This window comes from Ktedonobacter racemifer DSM 44963, assembly GCF_000178855.1.
GTDB lineage: Bacteria > Chloroflexota > Ktedonobacteria > Ktedonobacterales > Ktedonobacteraceae > Ktedonobacter > Ktedonobacter racemifer.
This window is the reverse complement of sequence record NZ_ADVG01000001.1, coordinates 3,137,239-3,154,984: the sequence shown is the minus strand read 5'-3', so window position 1 is coordinate 3,154,984 and position 17,746 is coordinate 3,137,239. Positions and strand designations below refer to the sequence as shown.

General features: G+C 54.8%; 13 protein-coding genes, 1 tRNA gene and 1 pseudogene. 6 read left to right on the top strand and 9 right to left on the bottom strand.

Annotated elements, in window-relative coordinates; translation table 11 throughout:
• Positions 1 to 36: 36 nt before the first annotated feature.
• The 4 genes from rlmD to KRAC_RS13370 form a co-directional block, all read right to left on the bottom strand.
• A complete protein-coding gene (rlmD, locus tag KRAC_RS13385) occupies positions 37 to 1,410 on the bottom strand; it encodes a 23S rRNA (uracil(1939)-C(5))-methyltransferase RlmD (protein WP_157506426.1) in 1,374 nt (457 codons plus the stop codon).
• Positions 1,411 to 1,750: 340 nt separating this feature from the next.
• Entirely contained in the window at positions 1,751 to 2,749 is a 999-nt protein-coding gene (locus KRAC_RS13380; protein ID WP_007907761.1) for a DUF8173 domain-containing protein, read from the bottom strand.
• Positions 2,750 to 2,810: 61 nt separating this feature from the next.
• The gene (locus KRAC_RS13375; protein WP_007907759.1) at positions 2,811 to 3,371 is read right to left on the bottom strand and encodes a hypothetical protein; all 561 of its coding nucleotides are present in this window, start codon (positions 3,369 to 3,371) and stop codon (positions 2,811 to 2,813) included.
• A complete protein-coding gene (locus KRAC_RS13370; protein WP_007907757.1) occupies positions 3,352 to 4,116 on the bottom strand; it encodes a sigma-70 family RNA polymerase sigma factor in 765 nt (254 codons plus the stop codon). Before KRAC_RS13370 ends, KRAC_RS13375 begins: the two co-directional genes overlap by 20 nt.
• A gap of 657 nt (positions 4,117 to 4,773) precedes the next feature.
• On the opposite strand from KRAC_RS13370, the pseudogene KRAC_RS79470 reads away from it, so the two are divergent.
• A pseudogene (locus KRAC_RS79470) lies at positions 4,774 to 5,028 on the top strand (site-specific integrase); the annotation flags it as partial.
• A gap of 180 nt (positions 5,029 to 5,208) precedes the next feature.
• Here the strand turns inward: KRAC_RS79470 and KRAC_RS13360 are convergent.
• Positions 5,209 to 5,291, bottom strand: a tRNA-Leu gene (locus tag KRAC_RS13360).
• 226 nt (positions 5,292 to 5,517) lie between these two features.
• Between KRAC_RS13360 and mnmG the strand changes: the two genes are divergently transcribed.
• The 3 genes from mnmG to KRAC_RS13345 all read left to right on the top strand — a co-directional run bounded on the left by mnmG (position 5,518) and on the right by KRAC_RS13345 (position 9,929).
• Positions 5,518 to 7,578: a tRNA uridine-5-carboxymethylaminomethyl(34) synthesis enzyme MnmG gene (mnmG, locus tag KRAC_RS13355; RefSeq protein WP_007907756.1), complete on the top strand. Its 2,061-nt coding sequence runs from the start codon at positions 5,518 to 5,520 to the stop codon at positions 7,576 to 7,578.
• Between the two features lie 333 nt (positions 7,579 to 7,911).
• Positions 7,912 to 8,595 (top strand): response regulator transcription factor, encoded by a 684-nt coding sequence (locus KRAC_RS13350; RefSeq protein WP_040442483.1) that lies wholly within the window; start codon positions 7,912 to 7,914, stop codon positions 8,593 to 8,595.
• Between the two features lie 122 nt (positions 8,596 to 8,717).
• Complete coding sequence (locus tag KRAC_RS13345; RefSeq protein ID WP_007907748.1) at positions 8,718 to 9,929, top strand: PAS domain-containing sensor histidine kinase; 1,212 nt, start codon at positions 8,718 to 8,720, stop codon at positions 9,927 to 9,929.
• 102 nt (positions 9,930 to 10,031) lie between these two features.
• On the opposite strand, the gene nfi is transcribed toward KRAC_RS13345, so the two are convergent.
• The 3 genes from nfi to KRAC_RS13330 all read right to left on the bottom strand — a co-directional run bounded on the left by nfi (position 10,032) and on the right by KRAC_RS13330 (position 12,155).
• On the bottom strand, positions 10,032 to 10,739 hold the full coding sequence (gene nfi, locus KRAC_RS13340) for a deoxyribonuclease V (protein ID WP_007907746.1): 708 nt from the start codon (positions 10,737 to 10,739) through the stop codon (positions 10,032 to 10,034).
• Positions 10,740 to 10,775: 36 nt separating this feature from the next.
• Positions 10,776 to 11,534 carry a class I SAM-dependent methyltransferase gene (locus KRAC_RS13335; protein WP_007907743.1) on the bottom strand — a complete coding sequence of 253 codons (759 nt, stop codon included), beginning with the start codon at positions 11,532 to 11,534 and terminating at the stop codon, positions 10,776 to 10,778.
• A 117-nt stretch (positions 11,535 to 11,651) separates the two neighbouring features.
• Positions 11,652 to 12,155, bottom strand: coding sequence for a nuclear transport factor 2 family protein (locus tag KRAC_RS13330; protein WP_007907742.1), 504 nt, complete (start codon positions 12,153 to 12,155; stop codon positions 11,652 to 11,654).
• A gap of 455 nt (positions 12,156 to 12,610) precedes the next feature.
• Here KRAC_RS13330 and KRAC_RS13325 point away from each other — a divergent pair, with 455 nt between their 5' ends.
• A complete protein-coding gene (locus KRAC_RS13325) occupies positions 12,611 to 13,609 on the top strand; it encodes an MDR/zinc-dependent alcohol dehydrogenase-like family protein (RefSeq protein WP_007907741.1) in 999 nt (332 codons plus the stop codon).
• 68 nt (positions 13,610 to 13,677) lie between these two features.
• Complete coding sequence (locus KRAC_RS13320) at positions 13,678 to 14,841, top strand: mannosyltransferase family protein (RefSeq protein WP_007907740.1); 1,164 nt, start codon at positions 13,678 to 13,680, stop codon at positions 14,839 to 14,841.
• A gap of 113 nt (positions 14,842 to 14,954) precedes the next feature.
• Here the strand turns inward: KRAC_RS13320 and ppdK are convergent, their stop codons facing one another.
• Positions 14,955 to 17,735, bottom strand: coding sequence for a pyruvate, phosphate dikinase (gene ppdK, locus KRAC_RS13315; protein ID WP_007907739.1), 2,781 nt, complete (start codon positions 17,733 to 17,735; stop codon positions 14,955 to 14,957).
• Between the last annotated feature and the right edge of the window lie 11 nt (positions 17,736 to 17,746).

The window sequence follows — 17,746 nt, the reverse complement described above, 5'->3', positions numbered from 1 at the left end:
CTAGCCCCGGTCTTGAACCGGGGCTAGCTCTTTCTTTTAGGCTCTGCGAGTGTTGAGGGGATCTATGCGGGCTAGAAGTGCCACGCACTCGATATGATACGTCTGGGGGAACATATCTACAGGCTGGGCCGAGACCAGGCGATAGCGTCCACCCGTGCAGAGTGTCGCAATATCGCGTGCCAGTGTGCTGGGATCGCAGGAGACGTAGCAGATGGCGCGTGGGGCCATCGTCTGGAGGGCCTGCAAGGCCTTGGGATGACAGCCAGTGCGTGGTGGATCGACCAAGGCCAGGTCGATACGCTCACGGCGATAATGAAGCTGATTGAGCACACGCTCAAGCGTTCCCTCTAGCGAGGTAATATTGTTCTGGTTATTGAGTGTAGAGCTGGCACGGGCATCCATAACCGCGCTGGGCTGGGATTCCACCGCCAGCACGCGTGCGGCACGTGTGGCCAGGAAGGTGGAGAAGAGCCCGACACCGCTATAGCCATCGAGGACGACCTCGCTACGCTGTGGTTCGAGCATGGCCAGGGCGCGCTCAACGAGAACCGCGGTCTGCGTCAGGTTTACCTGAAAGAAGGAGTCCGCTGAGACACGGAAGTGCCGGCCTAATACCACATCATTGAGAAATTCCTGGCCCACAAACACACGGCCATAGCGTCCACCCACACGCTCAATGATCACGCCGACCATGGCGGGCGAGATGGCCATAAGCTCTTGCGCGAGCTGCTGGGGATCCTCAATCATCGAGCCTGGGCGGGCATGCACTGTGAGCAGTGTAGGCACGGCCTTGATGGTGTTAATGAGGCCTGGATTCCCGCTGCTCGCCTTGCCGATGGCGCCACGGATGGTAAAGCCCTGGATCATCTCGCCGCGTGTATCGCCAAAATAATCAATAATTTTCGCGCGTACCAGTTGATAGATATGGTCGAGTGCCGGGTGCAGCAGGGGGCAGGTTGGCAGATCTTGAACTTCGTGGCTATCCGTAAATTTCTGCCCAATCTCACCGCGTGGTCCAATGGTGAAGAGAGCGATATTGCGGTAGTGCCAGGGAGGGAGCGTGGGTGGCATCCCGATGGTGGGGTGGACCAGGGCATCAGGCTGTTTCCCAATACGCACCAGGAGCTGGCGTACAATATGGGCCTTCCAGGTGAGTTGAGCCGGGTATGCAATATGCTGCCATTGGCAGCCGCAGTCGGTCATGAGTGGATAGGCTGGTTCGACGCGCTCGGGCGCAGGGCGGATGATTTCAAGCAGCTGCGCTCGGGCATGTCCCCTGCGTTCCTCAACAATCTCGACGCGCACCCTTTCGCCTGGAATACCTCCAGGAACGAAGAGGACGCGCCCTTCATAGCGTCCTACGGCGTCGCCTCCGTAAGCAAGATCGGTCAATTCAACATCAATACTCATGTTCACCTCGGCGGTCACCTGGCGACAGTTTTGTCGCTGATGTCCGTCCCATCCTTCCAGCGTGATTTTCAGTGTAATTTCTAATGGTGCTCAATCTATTACTACGTAACCCCAGGGGAAGAGTCTCGCAAAACGAAAAGGACTCGCGGCTGAGCAGATATACTGTAACATACTCGCGAAACAAGGGCTAGTCTTGCACCTGGTCCGACTCTATATGCTGTTTTGTCAATATAGTGCCTGAACGAAAAGTCCTTTCCTCAACCTCTTCCTCGTATCATGAGTGATCTCTTCCTTCCGCCACTGCATAGATAGGTATTTATAACTTGAAAAGCTCAGGGCATTAGAGGGGTAGGGGGTGTTTGGGTTGACTATAGAGCCGAGTGCCAAAGCGGCTTAGCAGGACCGCACCCAGGCCAAGTAGCCCGGAGAAGAGCGAGACCAACCAGCCAATATAGGGGATTGACCCGGCCAGGGTCAGAACCATGATACCCACTACGACCTGTACCAGACGTGTGTTATAACGATGCTGTGGCGCAAACTTATGGAAGAGCATCGCCCCGATATGCCAGCCAATAGCTACAGTGCCAAGAGTCCAGGCGGTCAGAAGCCCGACAAAGATAATAATCGCCAACGGTATAGAGACGATAAGGGCAATCAAGACCGCGAGAACAGCCGGGGCCAGGAGTACACTTAGTAATCCCAGGACCAGGCTACGACGCGTTTTGGTTGTCGCCGTTGTGCGCACCAGCATCACATGTTCTGGCAATAATACTGTGAGTAATACACTTAATACGAGCCATGTCAAGAGGGACCAGAAGCGTATATCGGGTCCCAGGTCGCTGATAACGAGGAGTCCCACACTTTTGGTGCATTCAAGGACAGAACCATGTAGCTGGTATTGAGGGCCAGAGAACCAGTGCCCACCGCAGAGGCGGATATCCCCGTTAACACGCGCATTGCTTTGCATGGTGACGTTGCTGCCATAGGTCGTGACCTGTCCATCCACATAGCCATTGATGATAAGGTCACTGCCAAAGGCCACCACATCACCCCGTACAAGGCCCTGAATGATGATTTTTCCGCCAAACGCGGTTATATTGCTGCAAATCACCTCTCCACTATTCACGACCACGATAGAGCCAAAGAACGCTTTATGATAGGCTCCGGTACATGAGGATGGTGAAGATGGCTGCGGTTGATGTTCGGCCGCGAGCGCACGGTCAGACTCACTGTGCCAGGCTATCAGGCCACCCGCGAAGAGAAGGAGCAGGAGGAGGTAGTGGCGTGCGATGGAAACAAGGCGTGCAAAAACAGGGTTACCTACAACGTTGTGCTTCATACAGGAACTCGCACTCTCTTGATCATGCTCTTACATGGCAGAAGATCATAATACCGGTTGCTCAGGCTTCACGTGGGGGGCGCATTAAATGGAGCCACATCCCCATCATGACAACGACTGCGAGCGAGACGCCAGTGAGTAACCAGCTATTATGGGTGGTCAGATTGACGCCTTCCTGGATATACTGCACCAGAATGACCAGGACCTCTATAATACCACTCAAGGCAGACAACACGGGCGCAGCGAAGTCTGACTGAATGAGTAAGATCGCGAAGAGGAGCAGTGGCACACAGCTCAAAGCGAAAAACGTGAGGGCTGCCAGAACTGTGCCAAAGGGGCGTATACGCGAAATGCGCGAGTGCTGCTGCTGGCGGATATCTTCAAGCTGCTGGCTGACGCGAGCGCGCTGGTGAATCGCTTGCATGATCTGATCAGTAGAGACGCTGGCAAAAGCGAGCTGTGGCTCGGAGGCGTGAACTGCTTGTGCACGCTCAAGTTCCTGCTCGAAAGCGCGGCATCCCTGGCACTCGGCAAGGTGTCGTTTGAGTTCGCGTATTTTGGCTGGTTCTAGCTTGCCGTTGCGCTGAGCCTCCAGCCCTGCTCTAGCCTCGCTGCAACGCATCGGGTGAAACCTCCTCCTGCGTAACTTGCTTCTTGAGATGGCGACCCAACAGCTCACGAGCACGGTGCAGGCGAGCCTTCACGAGCGCGGGCGTTAGCTTGAGTGCTTGCGCGATCTCATCGTAGGAGAAGTCGTACCAGTAGCGCAGCACAATCACCGCGCGATACTTGCTAGGGAGCACCTGGAGATAACTCTGGATCTCGTCATGCTGTTCATCCTGTAGCGCTGACTGCTCAGGACCAACATTCGCGTCCACGATCCACTCCAGAAAAGGCACATCCTCCAGGGGAAGAGCCAGGAAGCGGCGGCGGCGCAGTTGGTCAATCGCCAAGTGTGAGGCGATGGAAAGCAGCCACGTGCTAAACTTGTGCGCGGGCTTATAGGTTGCCAACTGAGTGTAGGCGCGGACAAAGGTCTCCTGGGTGATATCCTCGGCCTCTGTCGTGTTGCCAAGCATCCGATAGGCCAGGTTCTGGACCGCATCTTTATAGCGCTCAACCAGGGATGCGAAAATGTTCTGATCGCCCTGGAGAACGAGCGAGACAATCTGCAAATCGCTCAACGTTTCCGTCTGAGGCGACGCCCAGGCCTGGCTTGCGCTAGCCTGGTTGCTACCAGCGACGCTCTGTGCGCCTGCTGGATTAAGTGCTCCGGTTTTATGTGTTCTATGTGAAGTTGTTTTGGGTGCCGCGACTGAACCGATATTTCCCAACACGTGGGAAGCGTTCACCGTCGAATCTAACATTGGTCACCGCCCACTACTTGCGTTCTAAACAATACAATCAACAGGTAAGGCTACGAAATAAGCATTGCCACTTTAAACTCTACGAGCGATATCTAAAAAAGTTGTAATCTTTTAAGCGCAGTGTAACATGACTGAGCCATCGTGACAAGTAGGAACCACTATCATGACATGCTATGACGCATTATTTTATGAAATTTCCTTCATTTCAAGAGAGTTTCAACTGCTCGTATTGTGCTTACACTTCTATATTTCGGCAAACACTTTTTCATTTTTATGGCTCAGGTATCCTCGGAGTATAAGCCTCGCCATATAGGTAAACGCAAAAACTTCGTTTCATCAAATGAAAACAGTAGGCTGAGGGCAGTTTATTTCGCAAGTTTCGCAAGTTTGCCACTCGCTATGGGCAGGCAAAGTCAGGGTGTGGTGGGAGGCAGGCAAAGCCTGCCTCCCACCACACCCTGACCATTTACATTGATTGCGAAGGATTTCTCATTGGCGATATCTCCCAGGATGGGGTTTTCGCTGGTAGATCCTGGGATGGAAGAGGGGCGCTCGTAGGTAGTTGCGATTTAGGTGCGCCAATCGCGTGAACTATCGGCGCAACCTCTGGCATGTTCGCGCATGACGGCGGTAACTTGAAGCCTTGACCAGCTCGATAAGGCTACAGGTATTGAAGATGTACGTGTGTCTGCTCATACGTTTAGGCATACCTTTGCAAAGTTTTACCTAGAACGTGGTGGTGAGGTGTTCAAGTTGGCTCGTGAGATGGGCCATAGTACTGTGAAAGTGACAGAGATTTACCTAAAGGACTATCGCAGTTCTGAGGCGCGCCGAGAACATAAAACATACTCGCCTATTGGAGATCTAAATCTTCCCAACAAAAAGAAGCGAAAGCGGAAGGAAGACAAGTAGCGCGTTTAGCCAAATAGTCGAAAATCTGGAGGTCTGGGGATATGCTGATCCCCAGACCTAGCAATGTTTTTCTTAGTCTGGGGATTGTCTAAAAATGGCAAAAAAAGAGAGTCTTCAGACTCTTTCGTGGGAATTCGCGTTTTTTCTAGGGCCGCTTGAGAAGCGGATTTCCTGAGAGGGTAGGGCGAGAGGGACTCGAACCCTCACGGCCTCTCAGCCTGGGGATTTTAAGTCCCCTGCGTCTACCATTTCGCCATCGCCCCGTGTGTGCCACGATAATAGCACGTTCAGCGGCTTTCGTCAATCATTTTTTGACGGTTGTGTCGATATTTTATTCTGCTTGATTGTTGAAACAGTCATTAGCGCCGAAAACATGAATAATCCTAGCTGGTGTGTCAAATATTGACGCTGGTGAACGACTGGGGCATAATATGAGCCGTGTTGGAGTGAAGAAACATTCATAGAGAAGAAGCGACCAGGTACGGAAATATGACTAACAGTGGAGAGAGCTTGCACATATCCTCTGAGCCGCGTGTGCACGGCTATTATGATGTTATCGTTGTGGGCGCGGGACACGCAGGCTGCGAGTCCGCGCTGGCCAGCGCGCGCATGGGACTCAAGACCCTATTGCTCACGATGAATCTGGATAGCGTGGCCTTGATGCCCTGTAACCCTTCTATGGGTGGACCAGCCAAGGGCCACCTGATCAAGGAGATTGATGCCCTTGGCGGTGAGATCGGGCGCAATACTGACCGCACCTTTATCCAGATGCGCCTGCTGAATACCAGTAAGGGGCCAGCGGTTCAGGCCTTGCGCGCGCAGTGTGATAAGCAGGCCTACCGCCTGGCGATGAAGTTTGTGCTGGAGAGCCAGCCAAATCTCGATCTACGGCAGGCGACGATCTTGCGCTTGCTGAGCACGCAGCGCGACGATGGGCGGCATGTAATGCATGGCGTGGTGACCAGCAACGGTTGGGAGTATCATGCGCGCTCAGTAGTGATGACGACGGGCACATTTATTAATGGTCGCCTGGTGGTTGGCGAGAAAACGCAGCCAGGCGGGCGCGCCGGAGAAGGTCCGGCGCTAGGTATCTCCGATTCGCTGCGTGCACTGGGCCTGGAGATGCGGCGTTTTAAGACGGGTACACCCCCGCGTATCGATGCACGCACGATTGATTTTAGCAAGACGGAGCGCCAGCCAGGAAGCACTATCCCGCTCTATTTTTCGCAGGATACAGAGGCGCGCGAGGATATCCAGGTACCTGGTGGGAAGCCAAACTCGGTCTACCCAGTGCTGGAGGAGGACCTGCGCGGCTGGCGTCCGCAGTTGCCCTGCTATCTGGTGCGAACGACCGAGCGCACCCATCAGATTATTCGTGATAATCTGCATCGCTCTCCGCTCTATACCGGCATTATCGAAGGTGTTGGGCCGCGCTACTGCCCCTCTATTGAGGATAAGATTGTGCGCTTCGCCGACAAGGTCTCGCACCAGATCTTTCTGGAGCCGGAGGGCTGGCGTACGGGCGAGGTCTATGTCCAGGGCATGAATACCAGCCTCCCTGAGGATGTGCAGCTGGAGATGCTGCGCAGTATTCCCGCGCTGGAGAAGGCGGAGATCATGCGTGTCGGCTATGCCGTCGAGTATGACTATGTCTTGCCCACGCAGCTCTTCCCTACGCTGGAGACCAAGCCCGTGGCGGGCCTCTTCCTGGCGGGCCAGATCAACGGCACCTCCGGGTATGAGGAGGCCGCGGCGCAGGGCATCATGGCGGGCATTAATGCTGCCCTCTATGCGCGTGGCGAGGATGGCTTTGTGCTGGGTCGACATGAAGCCTACATCGGTGTCTTGATCGACGACCTGGTGACGCGTCCCATGAGTGAGCCCTATCGCCTGCACACCTCGCGAGCTGAGCACCGGCTCCTGCTGCGCCCTGAGAGCGCTGATCTGCGCCTGGGCGACCATGCCTATCGCCTGGGCATGATTGGAGATGAGCGCTATGAGCAGGTAGTGCGTAAGCGCGAGGCCATCCAGAGTACCCTGGAGGTGTTGGAGAGCGTGAGCTTTACCTCCTCAAGAGTTACAGAGCAGCACGCGGAGACGCTGGGGATTGCTCCGCTGGGACAGAAGATGTCCGCGAAAGAACTGTTGCGGCGCCCAGCCGTGAAGTACTTCCAGATCGCACAGCTCTCGCAACGTATGGTTGAAGAGCGTGTAAGCATGGATGGCGCGGAGTCTGCGTCCAGGATCTTTATGGAACTGACCGACCTGCCGGAGGATACCGCTGAAGAGGTTGAACTCCAGGTCAAGTATGAGAACTATGTGCGCAAGCAGGAGCAACTGGTGCGCCGCACCTCGCGCCTGGAAGAGATGCGTATTCCAGAGAACCTGGATTATCGCGATGTGCAGCACCTGCGTACGGAGGCGCGTCAGAAGCTGCTTAAGACGCAGCCAAGGACGGTTGGGCAGGCCTCACGTGTAGAGGGAGTAACCCCCGCGGATATAGCCATTTTGATGGTGTATATCCAGAAAGTACGGGCTTTAAGGCTGTAATCTTGACATAAACCTATAGTACTGTGTACCATACACAGGCATAGGGGTTATAAAATATTAGTAAGAAGAAAAAGCAGTAACATTAAACATTCTCCTCGAGTGGTGGTACTGCTTTTTTCAGCAACCATGTTGGGGAGAGATCGCTGATGGAAGGGAGTAGCGACGTTATTACCCACGTACATGCGCGCTTACTACCCAATGGTTAACCTGGTTTACATGGGGTAAATGGCAATTACGTGATAGGTAATTGCCTATATGTTAGATGGACATTGGGAAGTGCCCACAGCCCACAGCAGTGTGCACGGCAACCTGAAAGACAGGAGAGGGAAGACTGTGTACATTCTCGTCGTAGATGACGACCGCTTTGCCAATACTCTGGTGCAATTTGTACTGAGCAAAGAGGGATACGAGGTAGAAACGGCGGATAACCCCCGCGGGGCCTTGCAAATGATTCAGAAGCGAGAACCGGACCTCTTGATTCTGGATGTCACGATGCCGTATATCAATGGTTTTGAGTTTTCCGCCAAGCTAAAGGCGGAAGGCTATGAGATCCCCCTTATTTTCATGACGGCCCAGGACACCATTGAGGCGAAGCTCCAGGGGTTCAACATTGGCGCGGATGATTACATCTGCAAACCCTACAACCACCAGGAACTGGTCGCGCGTGTGCAGGCCGTTTTGCGTCGGATCAAAAAGAGTGGCAAAACGGGCAACCAGAGTATCCGTGGAGGGCAGATAGAGCTCTTCCCGGCCGAACTGAAAGTTGCCGTGACGGGGAAGCAGCCCGTTACTCTGACGCCCACCGAGATGCATGTTTTGCGTGTCTTAATGCATAGCGCGGGCCAGGTGGTGAATAGAGACCAATTATTGGCGGAGGTCTGGAACGATAACGAGAACAACAGCAATATCGTCGATGTCTACATCCGTCGTTTGCGTGTCAAGCTGGAGGACGATCCAGACAAGCCGCTCTACATTCTCTCGGTGCGCGGCGTTGGCTATAAGTTTGTTGGCAAGTAGACAAGTAGACAAGTAAAGATGTAGGGATGTGCTCATTTCTTTCGCGTTCGAGTGAAGAAGAGCTGGCTTGAACAAGAACGTGAAGACATTCGGAAATGTAGGGGGTCAGGGTGCGGAAAGATATGTCACAAGAGGGGTCAGGAACGCATCGAGAAGAGGAGACGTATGACCTGGCGGTCGCGTCGCCTCGCCGGGGGCGCCGCAAGCGTGAGGAGACGGTGCCGTTAGAGCGCGAGCTGGTGCTTACGTCTTTTATGACGCACAGCCCGGACGCGCTACTGGTTCTGGATAAAGACTTTCGCCTGCGCGAAAGTAATCCAGCGGCCAGGGAGATGTTGCGTTTACCTGTAGGCAAGCCGGGGACGCTGTGGAAATGTCGCGAGGTGTTACGCTGCAAGAACCTGAACCGTATGGAGCTGTGTGGAACTTCGAGCTGTCCCCTGGCGCGGGTCCTGCAACAGGATGAGCCGCTACAGAACGAAGAACTGCTGGTCGGAGCAAAGGAGGAGATTTTTTGCGAGGTCTCTACCAGCGTAACTCCTATTCATATAGCCGCAGAGCCGTACGCGGTTTGGGCTCTGCGGGACCTCTCGGCCCTCAAGGTAGCGAACCAGGTGCGCTCGAATTTTGTCTCAATGGTTTCACATGAGTTGCGCACACCCTTAAACTCGGTCCACGGCTTTATTGAGCTTCTCTGGCAGGGGCATATGGGCGAGTTGAATGATGAACAGCGCCTCTACCTGGGATACGCTCAAGAGGGGGTTCAGCAGCTTATCTCAATCGTCGAAGACATTTTGTTTATGACGCGCTCGGACCTGGGGCAGTTTGAAACTAAGCAGCAAGGCGTACAGTTGCTAGAGCTGGTTCGCCTGGTGACGCAGAGCTTGCAGCCGCAGGCGGTGAAGGCGGGGGTTGCGCTTGTCTTGGAGATTGTGCCCGAGACACCTCTCTTATATGTTGATCCACAGCGCATCAAGCAAGTCTTAAATAACCTGATCTCCAATGCCATTAAATATACGCCACCCGGTGGCTCGGTGACTATTACGGCCAGCGTGCATGATGCACGCTTTCAGATGATCAGTGTCACCGATACCGGCTATGGTATTCAGGTTGAGGATCGCCCACATATTTTTGAGCGCTTCTACCAATCCAACCATAGCCAGCAATCGAAAATGGGTGGGTATGGCCTGGGTCTCTCAATCGCCAGATTGATCGTGGAGCAGCATGGCGGCACCATCAGCTTTGATACCGTGGTAGGCAAGGGTTCGTCTTTCTACTTCACACTGCCCATCCTGGAAGGGGCAAAGCGGCAGAAGGCCGCGAGCCGAGAGTAGTGGCACGACGCTGCTGAAGCACGCGTCTACATATAATGATACGGGCGTATCGCGCCATTATATGTAGACGCGTGCTTCAGCAGCGTCGCTCTCAGCTTTATTCTATGACCACAGGGTAGGCTGCTCTGACGCTTCTGGCTCGACCCAGGTTTTGTCTTTGGAGAGCTTATCGGCCAGGCGCGTTGGCTCCGGCAGGCGGTAGCCCTTACTACAGGCCAGAACGTAGCGGATGCTGGTCTCCAGGCTAATGAGATGCCCTGGTGAGATAATCATGGGGTTAACACGTGTGCGTGTGCGCACCATGGCACCTATAACCTCTTTTTTATAGATGAGAGGAACCCAGGAGCCAGCCTCTTCGTCGAGAGCCTCTTTATCGTAGTGTCCGACCAGTAGCGACTTGGCGCAGCCAATAGTGGGGATATTAAGCCAGAGACCCAGGTGTGCGCCGATGCCGATGCGCCTGGGGTGAGCGATGCCCTGACCATCTACCATGACCAGGTCGGGTTTCTGGCGTAGTTTGCGTATGGCGCCCAGGACGCTAGGCGCTTCGCGAAATGAGAGGAGACCCGGCACATAAGGCATCTGTATCGGCTCCTCGTAGATGTGCCGCTCCACAATCTCCAGGTCGGGGAAGGAGAGGAGCACCACGGCTGCCTGAGCCATATTATGCTCTTCATGGATGGCCATATCGACTCCCGCGATGTAGCGTACCTCGCCCACCTGATCCTCAAGAATAATATGCTGCGCCAGTTCATGTTGCAGGGCGATTGCCGCCTCAGAGCTCAGATTCCATGGGTGCGGTACTTGCATATGCCTCTCCCCTCTCTGCGTTGTGAATAAGGTGTGTTATCGAGCCTCGGCGATACAAATCAGGCGTGGACTCTCTAGCTGGTAGGGCGCCAGGTCATAGTCGCCATAGATATCCTTTACCTGAAAGCCTGCCTGCTCCAAAAGGAGTTCAATCTCTCCACGTTCGAAGAGGTAGTGATGTGTCGTGACGACCGTACGTTGAACGGGTCCGCCCTGGTGATGCTGATCATAAAAATGCGTTAGCTCCAGCAGGTGGCGATCATGCGAGGCGGCCGGGCTGACAAAGTGGGAGAGCCAGGTTTGATCATCCGCTTGCCAGGTTCCCTGGTGTAGCATCTGCCCACTCATACCCTCCATATAGCGCAGGTCACCGTTGCTAATGTCCAGAATGAAGGTGCCACCCATTGAGAGATGGGCACGAATGGTGGCCAGGGCCTGTTTCTGCTGGACGCGTGATGTAATGTGTGCAAAGGAGCCAAGCGCGATAAAGGCCAGGCGATATTTCTGCTCCAGGTGCAGAGTGCAGACATCTTGCTGTACCAGGGTACAACGATTGCTGAGGCCAGCATGGTCTAATGCCTGGCGTGCGAGGTCCAACATTTGCGCTGAGGTATCGACGCCCGTAACCTCGTAGCCATCCTCGGCCAGGGGAAGCAGGACGCGGCCACTGCCGCAGGCCAGCTCTAGAATCTTGCCGCCGCAGAGTTCAGCGAAGTTGCGATACATATCGAAATCTTCGCTGAACTGGGCGTGTTCGGCATCATAAAAAGGCGCAATCAGGTCATAGTTATTCATTGTGTGAAAACCCTTGTACTTCTTCTCCGAAAACCTTGAGCGCGAAGCGCTAGCTACGCAAGTGGCGCGCGCCTCCGAATAGGGGTTCGGAATAAGATCTTAGGGCGGGGAGAGATGCTAGATGCCATCGGCCTCCACAATCTTCCAACTGCCATTTATCTTATTGAGCGTGAGGTGAACAACGTACACTTTGTTGGTACGTGTGACCGTTACCGCAATTTTCGCGACGGTATTGTTCAATGATACCAGACGGGGGCTGCTACTTTCAATGCTTCCCAGCTGTTGATCGGCGCTTTGTGCGGCACTTGTAAAGGTCTCTTCGTCAGAAATCTGAGTGGTATTCCCATCATCTTGCGTGATCGAGAAGCTCGCACCTGGCGATACATAGGTATAGGCCTTAGTATAGTCCATTGTCTGCAATGATTGATAGTAGAGGGTGACCCTGGTCGGAGCCTGTACCGTGTCAGACTGGACCAGGCTGACGCCTAAGTAGCCAAAGACACCACAGATACCACATCCCAGGAGGGTCACACCTCCCAGCACACCAAGCGTAATCCAGAGCCACAGGAGCGAGGACTTCTTGCGTGGCGGCGGCATAACTGGGTAGGGATAGCGTGGCATGCCTGGAGCAGGGAATGGACCCGCTGGTGGCAGCGCGGGTAGGGATAGCCCTGATAGGCAGGTAGTGGAGCCTGATACTGCCCAGAGGGAATATGTGACGGTGTGGCTTGCGCAGGCGTTGTAGGTGGTAGAGGTATATCAGTGGACAGGGTTGGCTCATTGGGATCAAAGGACATATGAGTACTCCCTTTTCTTAATAATGGGATGCTACTGTTCTGTTAAAGCTCACTTGAAAAGGAAAAGAGGGGAGTGCAGAGGGGCGCAACCCCTCTGCGTCCCTTTCCCCTCCCGCCGCAGGCGGTATGAATCCCTTTCAAACGAAATTGAACAAAGTACTAATGTGTCGAACGCGGAAATGAAATATATTCTATAGAAGTGCATGTATGTAGGGACAGTATAATCAGGGACATGGGAATTTACAAGCTTCAAACAAACTGACAGGAGGAAAGGATCACATGCGCGCGTTAGTGTATGGAGCGCAAGGCCTGGCCTTAGAACATGACCACCCACAGCCACAGCCTGGAGAGGGCGAGGCGCTGATCCGGATTATGCAGGCGGGCATTTGCAATACAGACCTGGAGATTACGCGAGGGTATAAAGGCTTTCAGGGGGTGCTGGGGCATGAATTTGTTGGGGTGGTCGAGGCGATCCAGGGGCTTGATGCGCGCGGGCAATATAGCCATTTGCTGGGTCAGCGTGTAGTTGGTGAGATCAATATTCCCTGTCGCGGCGCGCAATGCTGGTATTGTCGCCAGGGAATATACTCGCATTGCCCTCGGCGAGCGGCACTGGGGATTGTGGGCAGGGATGGCGCTTTTGCCGACTATCTCACCCTGCCCGTTGAGAATCTACACCTGGTATCCGACGAGGTCTGCGACGAGGAGGCGGTATTTGTGGAGCCGCTCGCGGCCAATTTTGAGATGCTGGAGCAGGTGCATATCACGCCCGGTATGCGCATGCTGGTACTTGGCGATGGCAAGATGGGGCAACTGGCGGCCCAGGTCCTGGCTCTGAGCGGGGGCGAGGTCTGGATGACAGGGAAACACGAGGAGAAGCTGGCCCTTGCGCGCAAGCGAGGCATTGTAACGCAAACAGTAGCTGAGACTGAACGCCTGGTGCAGGAGGGCGAGCGTCTCGATCTGTTGGTGGAGTGTACCGGCTCGGAACAGGGCCTTGACATGGCTCTGCGCCTGGTGCGGCCACGCGGAACGATTGTACTCAAGAGTACTGTCGCGGAGAAAGGCGCGCTGGATCTCTCCCGTATCGTCGTTAACGAGATACGCGTGCAGGGATCGCGCTGTGGACCCTTCGAGCCAGCCCTGCGAGCCTTGCGCCAGAAGCACATAGATGTTGGACCTCTTGTCAGTGTTCGTTACGCCTTCGAGGATGCTGTGGAAGCTTTTCGCCAGGCTGAGCAGAAAGGCATGCTCAAGATTCTGCTCAAAATGCATTAATATCCGTACTCTGCTATACTAGAAGCTCATCTAGAAGCCCATCAATACGAAGCATGGAGGTTATGCGTGTGTTATCAGTGCGGAAAAGGGCCTGGCAAGAGGCTGCCTGGCCCTTTGCTTTGAGCCGTCTCCTCGCCATTATCCTGACTTATCTTGGAACAACGCGTTTTCCTCTGCCTGGGGAGTGGAAGTGGCACGGTTGCTCTATTTCGGTGCATGATTGTCTCTTTTCCTGGATGCGCTATGATGTGCTTGCGTATGTTGAGATTGCTATGCATGGTTATAGCATTACCCGAGATACGGCATTCTTCCCGCTCTGGCCCTTATTGATCCATAGCGTAGGTATGTTGTTCGGCGGTTCTCTTCTGGTCTATTTTTTGACGGGTATGGTGCTCTCAAACCTCTTCTTTTTCCTGGCCTTAATCGTTTTTTACAAATTGTTAGAGCAGGAGTTTGAAGCCTCCATTGCCAGAAATGCCCTCTGGTACCTGACATTTACCCCCTTCGCGATCTTTTTTGTCGCGGCCTATACCGAGCCGCTCTTCTTACTGCTATGTCTGCTCTGTTTTTATTTCTGGCTTCGTGGAGGCAAATACGATTGGTGGCTGGCGGGGCTATGCGGAATGTTGGCCTCTATGACGCGTTCAGCGGGTATTTTCCTGGCTCTGCCGTATATCATCGTATATGTACGGCGCTATGTATTTCCTTTGCCGTTAAAGTTAGAGCGTTGGCGCGAAAAGGTGGGTGCGCTACTGCCTATTGTGCTGATTCCGTTTGGCCTGAGTTGCTATATGCTCTACCTGTGGTATGCCAAAGGCGATCCATTGCTTTTTAGCAAGCAGGAGGCTACATGGGGGCGGGATTTTGCATTTCCCTGGCAGCCCATCTGGTTTGGTATCAAGCAGATTTTTGATCCCACCCTGCGTGCCAGGTTTAATCCGATGGATTTAGCCTTTGTCTTGCTGCCGCTATTGACTCTTGCCCTGGGTTGGAGGCGCCTTCCTTTACACTATATGCTCTTTGCCCTGGTTATGGCGTTCTTTCCTCTCTGCTATCCACAGTTTAATACGCTGGCATCATTCCCACGCTATCTCGTAGTTATTTTTCCTGTGACGATGATCCACGCCGTCTGGAGTAAGTACCCACGTTTTGACAAAGCCTACCTTGCGCTTATGCTACCGCTGTGGGGCCTCAATGTCATGCTCTTTGTCAACCACTACTGGGTTGCTTAGTAGAAAGAAGAGAGAGGTGTGGGTCAGCGCTGGCCGCTAATGGGCTAACAGACATCAGAGAAAAAGCGGGTCGAGGCGTACGCCTCGACCCGCTTTTTCTCTGATGTCTACACTTATTTATCGCGCTCGGACTGATGCAGCGCGGCCTGGGCGGCGGCCAGGCGTGCGACGGGAACGCGGAAGGGCGAGCAGCTCACGTAGTCGAGCCCGACCTGGTGGCAGAAAGCGATGCTTTCAGGATCACCGCCATGCTCACCGCAGATGCCCAGCTCAATATCCTTGTTGGTGTGGCGCCCCTTGGCCACGGCCATGGCGACCAGCTGGCCCACGCCCTCACGATCAAGGGTCTGGAAGGGATTGGCGGGCAGAATCTTAACCTTGTCTCTCTGACCGGGGACATCCAAGCCATCAACATACTTGAGCAAGAACTTGCCCTCGGCGTCGTCGCGGCTGTAGCCGAAGGTGGTCTGCGTCAGGTCGTTGGTGCCGAAGCTAAAGAAGTCGGAGACCGGTGCGATCTGATCGGCGGTCACGGCGGCGCGTGGAACCTCGATCATGGTGCCAAACTTGTACGCGATGGCGCCACCAGACTCGCGCGCTATCTCAGCTGCGACGCCCTCCAACTGCCTCCGGACCTCGCGTAGCTCATTGACGTGGCCGACCAGCGGAATCATAATCTTTGGCTGGAGCTTCTTGCCCTCGCGCGCCAGCTCGGCCGCGGCCTCCAGAATGGCGCGTGTCTGCATGATGTTGATCTCGGGGAAGAGCAGGCCGAGGCGACAACCGCGTAGGCCCAGCATGGGGTTCATCTCACGCATAGAGCCGACGGCTTCGAGCATGGTCTTCTTCTCTTGCAGTTCCGCCTCGTGTCCGCCCTGGGTCTCCAGGCGAGTGACCTCGACCAGGAGCTCTTCATAGGAGGGCAGGAACTCATGCAGTGGTGGATCGATCAGGCGAATAACGACTGGATAGCCCTCGCCCGTTGTGGGACTGACCATGGCCGAGAAGATGCCCTTAAAGTCGCTGCGCTGGAAGGGCAGCAACTGATCGAGCGCGGCCTGGCGCTCCTCGGGGTTGCGTGCGAGAATCATCTTCTGCACGATGGGGAGGCGCTCCTGCTCCATAAACATATGCTCGGTGCGGCAGAGGCCAATGCCCTCGGCTCCAAAGGCGACGGCGCGCTGTGCATCGCGTGGGTAGTCGGCATTCGCCCAGACACCAAGCTTACGTACCTTATCGGCCCAACCTAGCAGTGTCTGTAAGTCTTCCTCCCTGGCGAAATCGGGATCAACAGTCTGAATGCGACCCTGGAAGACCTCGCCCGTCGCGCCATCAATCGAAATGTCATCGCCCTCACGAATAACAATATTAGAATTGTTGACGCGGAAGAGACGCTCGCTATCACTGACGCGGATGCCCTCACAGCCAGCGACACAGGGGAGACCCAGGCCACGTGCCACAACGGCGGCGTGGCTGGTCGCACCACCGCGTGCGGTGAGGATACCCTTGGCAACGAGCATGCCATGTACGTCATCGGGGCTGGTTTCCGGGCGCACCAGTACGACAGATACCCCGGCTTTGCCCAGTTCCTCGGCGCGATCCGCGTCGAAGACAGCTTTACCGTAGGCCGCGCCCGGCGAGGCGTTCAGGCCCTTTGCGAGCAGACGGCCCTCCGTCGTGGCCTTTCGCTTCTCCGACTCATCAAAGCGGGGCAGGAGCAGCTGGTAGACATGCGCGGGTTCAACGCGTTGCAGGGCCTCTTCAGGCGTGATCAAGCCCTCGCGCACCATATCCACGGCGACCTTGATCGCGGCCCTGGCGTTGCGCTTGGCTGAGCGTGTCTGCAACATGTAGAGCCGACCATGCTCGACCGTAAACTCCAGGTCCTGCATATCGCGGTAGTGCGCCTCCAGGAGTTTAGCGATCTCCAGGAATTGGCGATAGACTTCGGGCAGGTCTTCGTGCAGGCGGCTGATTTTTGATGGCGTACGAATACCAGCGACCACATCCTCACCCTGTGCATTGAGCAAATACTCGCCAAAAATCTCGTGCTCGCCGTTTGAGGGGTTGCGGGTAAAGGCCACACCTGTGCCGCTATCACTGCCCATATTGCCGAAGACCATACTCTGGACATTCACGGCTGTTCCTAGATTGTGCGGAATTTTGTTGAAGTTGCGGTAGTCGATGGCGCGTTTATTGTTCCAGGAAGCGAAGACGGCCTCGATTGCCTTGCGCAACTGTTCATAGACGTCTGTGGGGAAGGGCTGTCCCGAGGCTCGCTCCGCGACCTGCTTAAACTCGACGACTAGCTCTTTAAGGGCCTGAGCGGGAATCTCGGCATCCGTCTTTGCGCCCGTGCGCTGCTTGTAGATCTCCAGGATATGTTCAAAGTCCTGGGGATTAGTATTCAACACGATCTTGCTGAACATCTGAATGAAGCGGCGATAGGCGTCATAGGCGAAGCGCTCATCCTGTGTTAGGGCGATGAGGCCTTGTACGGTTTCATCATTGATACCCAGGTTCAGCACCGTATCCATCATACCGGGCATAGAGAACTTCGCTCCGGAGCGAACCGAGACCAGGAGTGGATTCTCCCGACCTCCAAACTGTTTACCAGTCTGTGCTTCGACAATTTGCAGCGCGGCGAGGGCCTGATCCCACATACCAGCGGGGAACTGTTTCTGTTCCTCGTAGTAGGCATTGCAGACCTCGGTTGTGATTGTAAAGCCAGGAGGAACAGGCAGACCAGCATTAGTCATCTCGGCCACGCCAGCACCCTTACCACCGAGGAGGGCACGCATGGAGGCGTTGCCCTCGCTAAAGAGATAGACCCATTTTCGCGGAGACTGTTTGACAGCCTCCTCCAATTGTGTGTGTGTGATCTGTTGCGTCATGAAGATGTGTC

Excerpts from the sequence above, each read along its gene's own strand:
- rlmD (WP_157506426.1), bottom strand. The coding sequence starts at position 1,410 with ATGAGTATTGATGTTGAATTGACCGATCTTGCTTACGGAGGCGACGCC.
- KRAC_RS13380 (WP_007907761.1), bottom strand. The coding sequence starts at position 2,749 with ATGAAGCACAACGTTGTAGGTAACCCTGTTTTTGCACGCCTTGTTTCC.
- KRAC_RS13375 (WP_007907759.1), bottom strand. The coding sequence starts at position 3,371 with ATGCGTTGCAGCGAGGCTAGAGCAGGGCTGGAGGCTCAGCGCAACGGC.
- KRAC_RS13370 (WP_007907757.1), bottom strand. The coding sequence starts at position 4,116 with ATGTTAGATTCGACGGTGAACGCTTCCCACGTGTTGGGAAATATCGGT.
- mnmG (WP_007907756.1), top strand. The coding sequence starts at position 5,518 with ATGACTAACAGTGGAGAGAGCTTGCACATATCCTCTGAGCCGCGTGTG.
- KRAC_RS13345 (WP_007907748.1), top strand. The coding sequence starts at position 8,718 with ATGTCACAAGAGGGGTCAGGAACGCATCGAGAAGAGGAGACGTATGAC.
- nfi (WP_007907746.1), bottom strand. The coding sequence starts at position 10,739 with ATGCAAGTACCGCACCCATGGAATCTGAGCTCTGAGGCGGCAATCGCC.
- KRAC_RS13335 (WP_007907743.1), bottom strand. The coding sequence starts at position 11,534 with ATGAATAACTATGACCTGATTGCGCCTTTTTATGATGCCGAACACGCC.
- KRAC_RS13330 (WP_007907742.1), bottom strand. The coding sequence starts at position 12,155 with ATGCCACGCTATCCCTACCCAGTTATGCCGCCGCCACGCAAGAAGTCC.
- KRAC_RS13325 (WP_007907741.1), top strand. The coding sequence starts at position 12,611 with ATGCGCGCGTTAGTGTATGGAGCGCAAGGCCTGGCCTTAGAACATGAC.
- ppdK (WP_007907739.1), bottom strand. The coding sequence starts at position 17,735 with ATGACGCAACAGATCACACACACACAATTGGAGGAGGCTGTCAAACAG.